Annotated in this window: 9 protein-coding genes; 7 read left to right on the forward strand and 2 right to left on the reverse strand. The window is 66.1% G+C overall.

What is annotated here, in order from left to right:
* Positions 1-156: 156 nt before the first annotated feature.
* Positions 157-783, reverse strand: a complete 627-nt coding sequence (locus U1739_RS17045; RefSeq protein ID WP_332709771.1) for a DUF1345 domain-containing protein — start codon at positions 781-783, stop codon at positions 157-159.
* Between the two features lie 78 nt (positions 784-861).
* Between U1739_RS17045 and hisS the strand changes: the two genes are divergently transcribed.
* From hisS to U1739_RS17080, 7 genes are all read left to right on the forward strand, one after another.
* Positions 862-2,112: a histidine--tRNA ligase gene (gene hisS / locus U1739_RS17050; RefSeq protein ID WP_332709772.1), complete on the forward strand. Its 1,251-nt coding sequence runs from the start codon at positions 862-864 to the stop codon at positions 2,110-2,112.
* 148 nt (positions 2,113-2,260) lie between these two features.
* Positions 2,261-3,334, forward strand: a complete 1,074-nt coding sequence (prfA, locus tag U1739_RS17055; RefSeq protein ID WP_332709773.1) for a peptide chain release factor 1 — start codon at positions 2,261-2,263, stop codon at positions 3,332-3,334.
* Positions 3,335-3,403: 69 nt separating this feature from the next.
* Entirely contained in the window at positions 3,404-4,255 is an 852-nt protein-coding gene (gene prmC, locus U1739_RS17060) for a peptide chain release factor N(5)-glutamine methyltransferase (protein WP_332709774.1), read from the forward strand.
* A 250-nt stretch (positions 4,256-4,505) separates the two neighbouring features.
* The gene (locus U1739_RS17065) at positions 4,506-5,642 is read left to right on the forward strand and encodes a DUF4167 domain-containing protein (RefSeq protein ID WP_332709775.1); all 1,137 of its coding nucleotides are present in this window, start codon (positions 4,506-4,508) and stop codon (positions 5,640-5,642) included.
* 171 nt (positions 5,643-5,813) lie between these two features.
* The gene (locus tag U1739_RS17070; RefSeq protein ID WP_443025585.1) at positions 5,814-7,226 is read left to right on the forward strand and encodes a DUF4139 domain-containing protein; all 1,413 of its coding nucleotides are present in this window, start codon (positions 5,814-5,816) and stop codon (positions 7,224-7,226) included.
* Positions 7,226-8,809, forward strand: a complete 1,584-nt coding sequence (locus tag U1739_RS17075) for a DUF4139 domain-containing protein (RefSeq protein WP_332709776.1) — start codon at positions 7,226-7,228, stop codon at positions 8,807-8,809. The genes U1739_RS17070 and U1739_RS17075 overlap by 1 nt, the downstream gene beginning before the upstream one ends.
* A gap of 170 nt (positions 8,810-8,979) precedes the next feature.
* A complete protein-coding gene (locus U1739_RS17080) occupies positions 8,980-9,408 on the forward strand; it encodes a CBS domain-containing protein (protein WP_332709777.1) in 429 nt (142 codons plus the stop codon).
* Between the two features lie 4 nt (positions 9,409-9,412).
* Here the strand turns inward: U1739_RS17080 and U1739_RS17085 are convergent, their stop codons facing one another.
* Positions 9,413-10,894 carry a lipopolysaccharide biosynthesis protein gene (locus U1739_RS17085; RefSeq protein WP_332709778.1) on the reverse strand — a complete coding sequence of 494 codons (1,482 nt, stop codon included), beginning with the start codon at positions 10,892-10,894 and terminating at the stop codon, positions 9,413-9,415.
* Positions 10,895-11,207 lie beyond the last annotated feature (313 nt).

Consider the following 11,207-nt stretch of genomic DNA (forward strand, 5'->3'; position numbering starts at 1 on the left):
GCGGGGCGCAGGAAGGTCCAGTACGGGGTTTGCCAATACCCCCGTCATCCTGAACTCGTTTCAGGTCCAGGTGCGGTCAGCGGCCAAAAGGACGGTGTCATTGAGGGAGCGACCGCGCCTGGATCCTGAAACAAGTTCAGGATGACGTTCAGCGGGTCATCCCCCCAGCACGTTGATCGTAAACGCCAGCACCCCGATGTTGAACACGAACGCCGCCAGGCAATGCCCGATCGTCGTGCGCCGGATATGCCGCGAGGTGATTTCGACGTCGGACGTCTGGAACGTCATTCCCAGCGTGAAGCTGAAATAGACGAAATCCCAATAATCCGGCTCGTTCGTCTCCGGCACGTCGATCCCGCTAGTATCCTTGCCCTTCTCGTCATCGGTGTAGAACAGATGCGCATAATGCAGCGCGTACACCGTATTGGAAAATAGCCAGGCCAGTGCCAGCGTACCGACGATCAGCGCGATGCCCAGCGCATCGCTCTTGCCGCCCATCATCTCGCTCACCACCGAAACCAGGATCACCGCCATCACCGTCGCGGTCAGCCCGAGCAGCAGCACGCGATTGGCGTCGTTATCCTTGGCATGCTGGCGCATCGCCTCGGCCCGGCTCTTCAGCAGCGGCGCGACGATCAGAAGGAACAGCAAGGCGGCGATATCGAACGCCGCCATCGTGCCGCGACCCTTGCCCAGGGCCGGGATCAGGAAGGCAAGTCCGATGGCAAAGCTGACGGCGAACGCGACGAACCGGGGCGGGGCGATTTTCTTGCCGAGTTGCATATGCTTATCCTGCGTTGTCGCCCTGCCTGCGCGAGGGCCTAGCGCTTGCCTGCCCCCTCGCATAGATACGCGGGCATCATGGCCCGTATCGAAACCCCCAAACGCATCCGCGGCACGCAAGATATCTTCGGCGACGAACAGCGGCGCTTCGCCCGCGTGCTCGAAGCCTTTGAGAAGGTGCGGCGGCTCTACTGCTTCCAGCGCGTCGACATCCCGGTGTTCGAAAGCACCGCGGTGTTCGCGCGCTCGCTCGGCGAAACCACCGATGTCGTGTCGAAGGAAATGTACACGTTCGAGGATCGCGGCGGCGATTCGATCACCTTGCGTCCCGAATTCACCGCCGGCATCGCCCGCGCCTATCTCACCGAAGGCTGGCAGCAATACGCCCCGCTGAAGCTCGCCACGCACGGCCCGGTCTTCCGTTACGAACGCCCGCAAAAGGGCCGCTTCCGCCAGTTCCACCAGATCGACGCCGAAGTGATCGGCGCGGCCGAGCCGGCGGCGGACGTCGAACTGCTCGTGCTGGCGGATCAGTTGCTGCACGAACTCGGCATCGCCGACGGCGTGACGCTGCAGCTCAACACGCTGGGTGATGCTGAGACGCGCGACGCCTGGCGCGCGTCGTTGGTGGCGCATTTCGAGGCGCATCGGGGGGAGTTGTCCGAGGACAGCGTGGCGCGACTGGAAAAGAATCCGCTGCGCATCCTCGATTCGAAAGACCCGCGCGACCGCCCGATCGCCGATAGCGCGCCGGATATCGACGCCTATTTGACGCCGGAAGCGCGCGCTTTCTTCGACGCGGTCACCGCCGGCCTCGACGCCGCCGGTGTCGCCTGGACGCGTAACGCGCGATTGGTCCGCGGGCTGGATTATTACCGCCACACCGCGTTCGAGTTCGTCACCGACCGGCTGGGCGCGCAGAGCACGGTTCTGGCGGGCGGACGTTATGACGGGCTGATCGGATCGCTCAGCGGCCCGGAAACGCCGGGCGTGGGCTGGGCAGCAGGCGTCGAGCGCCTGGCGATGTTGATTGACGAGCCGGCGGTGGAGCAACTCGATGTCGCTATCGTCGCCGAGAACGATCTGGCCGGGCCGCACGTCATTGCCGCACTCCGCGCGCTTCGCACGGCCGACTTCAGCTGCGAAAGCATCACCACCGGATCGCCGCGCAAACGCTATGATAAAGCAGTGAAGATGGGCTGCCGCGAGCTCGTCCAACTCACCGGCGAGCCCGATGGCAGCTGCGACATCCACGTGCGGGTGATGGACGGCGGTGTCAGCCGGATAGAAAGCGTTCTGTTCTCGGGCGACTGGACGCCGCCTTTATGATCGTACCCCACCATTGCGCTTCCCCGGCGAAGGCCGGGGCCCAGTCGCGGGACGCTGATTGGCTTATGGCTGCACGTTGTTACTTCGACCTTCGCGACTGGGCCCCGGCCTTCGCCGGGGAAGCGCTACGGGTGAGCGTGCGTACCTCATGACCACCATCTCCCCCGAGCGGATCGCGCAGATCGAGGCGCGGCGCGATGAGTTGCAGGCGCTGATGGCGACCGGCGAGCTGGCGTCCGAGCGCTTCGTCGCCGTGTCCAAGGAATATGCCGAGCTCGAGCCGGTGGCGCGTGCCGCGGGCGAGGTGCGGCGGTTGCGTGCCGAGGGCGTGTCGCTGCAGCATATGACCCACGATGCCGATGACGAGCTGCGCGCCATGGCGAGCGAGGAATTGCACGACAACGAGGCTGCGCTGACCGCCGCGGATCGTGCACTGGCACTGGCGCTGCTGCCACGCGACGCGGCCGACGAACGCGCCGCGATGCTCGAGATCCGCCCCGGCACCGGTGGCGACGAGGCGGCGCTCTTCGCCGGCGATCTGTTCCGCATGTACCAGCGTTATGCCGAGCGCCGCGGCTGGCGCGTCGAACTGATCTCGGCCAGCGCGTCGGAAGCCGGCGGCTATAAGGATATCGTTGCCAGCGTGACCGGATCGGGCGTGTTCGCCCGCCTCAAGTTCGAGGCCGGCGTGCACCGTGTGCAGCGCGTTCCCGCGACCGAGGCGCAGGGCCGCATCCACACCTCCGCCGCCACCGTCGCGGTGCTGCCCGAAGCGGAGGAGGTCGACGTCAAGATCGACGACAAGGATCTGCGCATCGACGTGTACCGCTCGTCCGGCCCCGGCGGCCAATCGGTCAATACGACGGATAGTGCGGTTCGCATCACGCATATCCCCTCCGGCCTGGTGGTGATCCAGCAGGACGAAAAGTCGCAGCACAAGAACAAGGCCAAGGCGCTGAAGGTGTTGCGCACGCGGCTCTACGAAGCGGAGCGCGAGCGGCTGCACAACGAGCGGGCCGGCGCGCGCAAATCGATGGTCGGGTCGGGCGATCGTTCGGAGCGCATCCGCACCTATAATTTCCCGCAGGGGCGGGTGACCGATCACCGCATCAACCTGACGCTGCACCGCCTGCCCGAAATCCTCGAGGGCGACATGGACGAGCTGATCGGTGCGCTGATTGCTGAGGATGAGGCGGAGCGGTTGGCGACGTTGAATGAGTGATGTCCTTCTGTCCCCCTCCCGCTGGCGGGAGGGGCTAGGGGAGGGCCTGTCCTTGCGGGCTGCACTCTCGTGACACGCCCTCCCCCAACCCCTCCCGCCAGCGGGAGGGGAGTAAGAGCGGCACTCAATGAGGCCACCACCGCGCTCGCCGCCACCAGCGAGACCCCGCGCCTCGACGCCGAACTCCTCATGGCCCATGCGCTCGGCCGGACCCGCGAGCAGCTCCTGCTAGGCCAGCTCGACGGCCCAACCCCGCCCGCCTTCGCCGACCTTGTCGCCAGGCGCCTCGCCCACGAGCCGATCGCCTATATCACCGGCACTCGCGCGTTCTGGACGATCGAGCTGCAGGTCGGGCCCGGCGTGCTCATTCCCCGCCCCGATAGCGAGACGCTGATCGAGGCCGCGGTCGCCCATTTCAAACACCGCCCGCCCGCCACGATCCTCGATCTCGGCACCGGGCCTGGCACGTTGCTGCTCGCTGCGCTGGCCGAATGGCCCGCCGCGCACGGCCTCGGTATCGACGCTTCCGAACCGGCGCTTTCTTATGCTAGGCGCAACGCCATTGCCCTTGGCCTGGCCGACCGCGTGCGTTTTCAGCCGGGCGATTGGGCCGCCGGCCTGGCCACCCAGTTCGATCTGATCCTCGCCAACCCGCCCTATATCGGCACCACCGAACCGCTCCCGCGCGACGTCGCCGAGCACGAGCCGGCCGCCGCGCTTTATGCCGGCCCCGACGGGCTCGACGAGTATCGCGCGCTGATCCCGCAACTGCGCCCGCGCCTCACCCGCGGCGGCGCGGCAATCCTTGAGATCGGCTCGACCCAGGCCGTGCCCGTCACCACCTTGCTCGAAGCCCAAGGCTTCACGGTGGCCGTCGCGCACGATCTCGCCGGCCACCCGCGCGCGCTGATCGCCACGTGATCCGCTGACAATTCCACACAATCCGCTTGGCGATTGCCGCATCCGTCGCTATCAAGCGTATAGGGGCACCACGTTTTCATCCTAACCTGCTGAAAACGGGCAGTTGCCCACTCCTTTAGTCATGCCGTCGCTGTCGTCCGGTGACCGTGGCAGGCCTGTTCCACCGATGGTCGGTGGCCACGGGCCGGGGAGCATTGCACCACATCGCTTGCGGAGCACGGTTGGTAACTACGGACAGGGATAGATACAGTTGATCAACAACAATCGTCAGGCCGGCCGCCGTCGCGGCCGCGGCGGGCAGCAACAGCGCCCCCAAGGTAATTCGGGCCGCCAGGATACCGGCAACCGCATCGACAACCGATCGCGTGGCAATGCCGCGCAGTTGCTCGAGAAATACAAGGCGCTCGCGCGCGATTCGCAAATGTCCGGCGACCGCGTGAACACCGAATATTATCTGCAGTTTGCCGACCACTATTTCCGGGTGCTGGCCGAAACGCGCTCGCGGCTCGAGGAAAACAATCGTCCGCCGATCCAGGGTGGCGCGAATACGTTCCAGGACGACGAGCAGGACTATGACGACGAGGGCGAACCCGTCGCCCGCGCCGAGCCGCCGCGCCAGCAACAGGACGGCAATCGTCAAGACGGGCGTCAAGAGGGGCGTCAAGACGGGCGTCAGGAAACGCGCCAGGACGGCCACCGTCCGGAGGGGCGGCAGGATCGCCCCGAGCGGCAGGATCGTCAGGACGGCAACCGTCAGGAGCGGAACGGCCAGCCGAATGGCGGCTATCAGGGCGAGCGCCAGAGCGAAGGCACGCGCGGGTCGCAGAACGATCGTCCCGAGCGCCAGGATCGCCAGGCCAGCGGCGAGCGCGCCGAACGCCAGTATGACGAGCGTCCGCGCCGGCAGAATACCAATCGCGATGGCAATGCCAATGGCAACGCTGCCGCAGCCACGGATGGCACTGGCGCCGCTAGCAACGACCAGGCCGCCGATCGCTACGTCCGCGAGGACCGCGGCAATCGCAACCGCGCCGACCGTCCCGAACGCACCGAGCGCTACCAGGCTGAAGAGCGCGCGACGGTTGAACAGGAAGCCCTGCCGCTGGAGCAAGCCCCGCGCGCCGATACCCCGCAGGACGAGGCCCCACGCGTCGAAGAGCCGCAGGAAGCCCCGCGTCGCCGCGGCCGTCCGCGGCGCGAGCCGGTCGCCGAAGCGGCACCCGCGTTCGAAGCCGATCGCCTGCCACCATCACTCAACATCTCGGCGGTAACGCCGGTCGAGCCGCCCAAGGACGGCCCGGCCAACGACGTCGCCGGCGACGAACCCGAGGAAAAGCCCCGCCGCCGCCGCGGTCGCCCGCCGGCAAGCGAAGTGACCGGCGCGTAAGGGTAATTGATAGGAGGGGCCCGAACCGAAAGGTTCGGGCCCTTTTTCTTTTCCGTTTCGCCCGCATCAAAACCGGTGGCGGCGAGAGTCTGGAGAGGGGGGATCTCAATCCCCATTGTCCTCCCCGCCCACCCATATTACCCTCCCGCCAACGATACGGGGGAGCGACGAATGAAGCGGTTCTTGCTGGCGACAACGCTCGCGCTCACCCCGGCCATGCTCCACGCGCAAACCTCTCCGGCAGCGGACCCCGCCAACCCGGTCGGCCCCAGCGCGCAGGGCGATGTGTCGCTCACCATCTATCAGAACGGCCAGTCGCTAGTGCAGGACGTGCGCCAGCTTAACCTTGCGAACGGTCGTACACGGCAGGATTTCCCTGACGTCTCGGCGCAAATCCGCCCCGAGACCGTCACTTTGTCCGGCCCCGGCATCGGCATCGTCGAGCAGAACTTCGATTTCGATCTGCTCTCGCCCGACAAGTTGATGGAGAAGGCGGTCGGTTCGGTCGTCACGATCGTGCGCACCAATCCCGCCACCGGCGCCGAGACACGCGAACAGGCGCGTGTGCTGGCGGCCAATGGCGGTATCGTGCTGCAGATTGGCAGCCGCATCGAAGTGCTGCGCGACGATGGCCTGCCGGTGCGGGTGATCTTCGACAAGGTGCCCGAAAATCTCCGCGCCCGGCCAACACTCTCCGTCACGCTGCAAACCGCCAGCGCAGGGCGCATTCCCGCCACGCTCACCTATCTCACGCCTGGGCTCGGCTGGACCAGCGATTACGTGCTGCTGTTCGATGCCGCCAAGGGCGCGATCGACGTGCAAGGCTGGGTCACGTTGACCAACGCCACCGGCACCACCTATCGCGACGCCGATATCCTGCTCGTCGCCGGCAATCCTAACGCCAACAATAACAAAGGCTATTTCTCCCGCCTGTCGCGCGCCACGCTGACCGAGGCGGGCACCGAGACGGGCACGCGCGAAAGGCTGGGCGATTATGTCCTGTATCCGCTTCCGGCGCGCACCACCGTTGCCAATGCGCAGCAGAAGCAGGTCAGCTTCCTCGACGTGAAGGGTGCCCCGGCGCGCAATACGTACGAATGGGTCAATGGCTGGCTGGCGACGACCGGCGAGCCCCGCTCGGCCGCCAGCGTGCTTAAATTCTCCACGTCAAAAAGCGGCGGGCTGGGTGATCAGCTCCCGGCGGGTACGATCCGCGTCTATTTGCGCGACGCGCGCGGCGATCCGCAATTTATCGGCGAAAACCGTATTCCGGGCACCCCGATGGGCTCGCAAATGGCGATCCGCACCGGCGACGCGTTCGACGTCAAGGCGATGGCGGTGGTGGTCGAGCGCAAGCGCCTGTCGTCAAGCCGCTGGCGCACCACGATGCGCTACGATCTCAGCAACGCGCGCGCCGAACCGGTCACGGTCGATCTCGCCCAGGATGGATTGTACGGCGACGTGCGGGTGATCGAACAGAGCATCGCCGGCAACCGCGTCTCGGCCGATCGCCTCGAATGGCAGGTGCCGGTCCCTGCCAATGGCAAGGCTTCGCTCAACGTGGTCTTCGATACGCGCTACTGATGCGCTGGCTGCTCCTTCTTCTCGCCTTGGTCGCGGCCCCGCCGGCTGCGGCGCAAAGCGTCATCAAGTCGGATAGGATCGAGGCGATCGCGGTGACGCTGTACCGCGATCCGTACCGCGGCCCACAGCCGATCCCGGCCCAGGGCTGGCCCGGCGGCTATGCCCTGATCACCGAAACACGCACGCTGCCCGTCCCCGCCGGCCCCGTGACGATCCGTTTCGAAGGCGTGTCGGAGGGCATGATGCCCGAAACCGCCATCCTCACCGGCCTGCCGCAGCGTATCGGCGAGAAGAACCGCGATGCGCGGCTGATTTCGCCCGCCGCCCTGATCGACGCGTATCTGAAGCGCCGCGTCTCGATCCGGCGCACCAATCGTGCGACCGGCAAGGTTACCGTCGGCGACGCGATCATCCAGTCCGGCCCGCTGGGCGGCGTGCTGCTGACCACGGGTGATGGCGTCGAAGCCTTGGGCTGTTCCGGCTTGCCCGAAGGGATCCGATACGCCGGCGTGCCCGGCGATCTCGCCGCGAAACCCACGCTGTCGGTGACGACCGATAGCGCGCGCGCCGCCACCGTCACCGTACAACTCTCCTATCTCGCGCAAGGCTTCGACTGGTCGGCCAACTATGTCGCGCGCGTTGCGGCCGATGGCGCGACGCTCGATCTGTTCGCCTGGCTGACGGTCGCCAATGGCGGCAGCCAAGGGTTCGCCAATGCCAGCACGCAAGCGGTGGCCGGCGCGCCGAATAAGGAAGCCAATGCCCGCCTGCCCAAGGGGCCGGAACCACGCCTGGCGCTGCGCTGCTGGCCGATGGATACGACCGCCACGCATCCCAGATGGCAGGTCGAGAAGTCGCCCTGGCCCGAGTGGCGGGCGCAGGAGGAGACCGAAGGCTATGATATCGTCGTTACCGGCAGCAAGCGTCGCGACCGAATGATGATGATGGCGCCAGCGCCGCCGCCCCCGCCGCCGCCGCCTCCGGCGCCAATGATGGCGCAGCAGGAGGAACTGGGTGATCTCAAACTCTATCGCATTCCCGAACGCGTCACTGTCGCGGCGCTCAGCCGCAAACAGGTGGCGATGATCGATCGCAAACAGGTCAAGTTCGAGCGCATTTATTCGGGGGGGCGCTTTGGGTCTCCCGGTTATGATCAGCGCGAGAGCGTCGCCGCGGCGCTGATCCTGCGCCTGCAGAACAAGCAGGCCGATGGTCTCGGCTTGCCGCTTCCCGCCGGCGGCGTCGCGGTATTCGAACCGGGCCGGGGCAGCGATCTGCTGGTCGGCGAAAGCCGCCTGGCCGACCGCGCCATCGATGAAGAGGTCGAATTGGGCGCGGGGCAGAGCGATCACGTGCGCTATGTCGCCACCGCGTTGCCGATATCGAAGAGGAAGTGGCCCTATAAGATACGCGTTACCAACGCGCGCGACACGCCGGCCACCTTCGAAATCGGTTTCCCCGAAAAACCCGCCAAAACCAGCGCGCGGCTGATCGAGCGCAACGGCGTGCAGACCTGGCGGACGATCGTACCGGCGCATGGCGAGACCGTGCTCGACCTCGTGTACAAACCGGCCGGTCGCTAGCGTCCGCCAACCGCGCTATTCTCGCGACAGCGGGGATTCGACGCGGGCAAGACGGGGCCTGCGCTCAAAGGCTTCCCCTCGCTCCCGCCCTTGCGCTTTGCGCGGCAAAGGAGGACCTTTCCGATGCCAGCGGACTCGATCAACCGAGCGGCGGGGCAAGGGAGAGCAATATGACGATCGCGACGATCCTCGGCGGCAATGACCGCCAGCTGATATCCACCACCGCCGACGTCAGCGTGCGCGACGCGGTCGCGTTGCTGGCGGAGAAGCGCATCGGCGCGGTGCCGGTGATGGACGGCGCCGATGTCGTCGGCGTCTTCTCCGAACGCGACGTGATCCATGCGCTTGCCGCGCAGGGGGCGGCCGCGCTGAACGCGACGGTCGGCGAGATCATGACCTCGCCGGCGATTACGGTCAGTCCCAGCGAAGCGGCGATCGGCGCCTTGTCGTTGATGACCCGGCGGCGCATTCGCCATCTGCCAGTGCTCGATCAGGGCCAAGTGGTCGGCATCGTTTCGATCGGCGATCTCGTCAAATACCGTATCGACCGGATCGAGGCGGATGCCGAGGCGATGCGCTCCTATATCCAGCAGGCGTAAGCGGTCAGGCGGGCAGGGGTTGTTTGCGCACGATCGCGATCAGGTCGCGCACCACGCCGCGCGCGAACAGCAGCAACGCGCCGCCATAGAACAGCGCGCCGATCCCCACCAGGATGGCCAGCCGGGGCAGCGGCGCCAGAATCGGCAGCGCGCCGTCGATCCGCCACACGGCCAGCGCCATGCCGGCGGCGCACAGTAAGGCCGGCGCGATCGCCTCGGCCAGCGCCAGCGCCGTCGTGCCGATCACCGGCAGCGCGCGCCACAGGCTGATGCCGAGATAGATCGGATAGGCCAGGATCCAGGCCACAGCGAGCCCGATCAGCCCATATTGTACCCCGATCAGGAACGCTGTGCCCATCACCAGCGCGCCGATCGCACCATTCTGTACGCCGATGCCGGGGCGGCCGCGCGCATCGCAGGCCGGGCTGATCAACACCTGCAAGGTCATGAACGGCATGGCCAGCGCGAGCAGGCGGACAACCGGTACCGCGGCGCGCCATTTGTCGCCCAGCATCGTCAGCACCAGCGGCTCCGCCGTCGCTGCCAGCCCGAAATAGAAGGGCAAAGCGGCGATCATGATGATCCGCACGCTCTGCGCGAACGCCCGTCCCATCGCCGCGGCATCGTGCTGCATGCGGGCATAGGCCGAGAAGGCCACCTCATTAAGCGGGGGCACGAACTTGCTGACGAAGATCTGCGTTAGAAACAGCGCCGTCGTATAGATACCCAGGTCGTAGGCGGAGAAATGCCGCCCGGCGATGAACACGTCCGCCTGGCTCTGCGCGAACCAGAACAATTGGCTCGCCGCCATCACCCCACCATAGCGCGCCAGCCCACCCGCGCCGCGAAAGTCGAAACTCGGCCACACCAATGATTTGGCGGCAATGGTCATGCCGACGGCGCGGACGGCGAACAGCACCATGGGGGCGAACACCAACGTCCACACGCCAAGCCCGGCCAGCGCTCCGGCCAAAGCGGCGCTGGCGCTGGCGATCGCGGCAATGATGTTGACGCGTGCCTGCAAGCGGAAGTCCATGGCCCGAGAGAGCAGGGCGTAGGGAAGCGCGATGAACGGCGTGGCGAGATAGAGCAGCGCTTGCACGCGCAACAGGTCCGCAACCTCCGTGTGCCGATAATAGGCCGCGGCAAACGGCGCGATCAGGAATTGCGCGATACCGAGCGTCCCGTTGAGCAGGAGCAGCATGCCGAACAGCTGGCGTATTTCGCGCGCGGTGATGGTCGGTTTCTGGATCAGCCCGGAGGCCAGTCCATAGCCATTGAGCATGTTGAGAAACACCAGCACCACCCCGGTCATCGCGAACATCCCGTAATCGTGCGGGTCGAGGATGCGGATGACCAGGAACGTGGCGGCCCATTGCACGAGCTGCGCGACGATCTGGCTGCCCGAACGCCAGATAACGGCGCTGCGCACCTGATTCCCCAGTGATTCCGGCGGCTGATTCGGGCTTGGCGGGGAATGGTCCATCCCTCGCTGTATAGCAGCGGGGGTCTGAAGGACCCGTAAACCCGCGCAAATCCGGGGATTTTTGAAAAAGTGTAGGAAAATTGCAAGAATGTGTTTGACCGAATCTGGGAGTGGTCCTAGAGGGGTGTCACCGCAGCGGAGGGCCACACGGTTCGCTTGCTACGGTCACCAAATTCTCGGCGCCGCGCCACTCTCTGAAAAGAGGGTTGGTAGGGCGTCGGTATTTTGCGCTCTTTGACATTGTTGGTTTTAGATGAAGGGACATGTGGGCGGCGGCGCCCGGGTCCAGCGTTTTCAAGGCGCTGAGTACTCG

The sequence above is a fragment of the Parasphingomonas puruogangriensis genome (assembly GCF_036663635.1).
In the GTDB taxonomy this organism is placed as follows: Bacteria; Pseudomonadota; Alphaproteobacteria; order Sphingomonadales; family Sphingomonadaceae; genus Sphingomonas.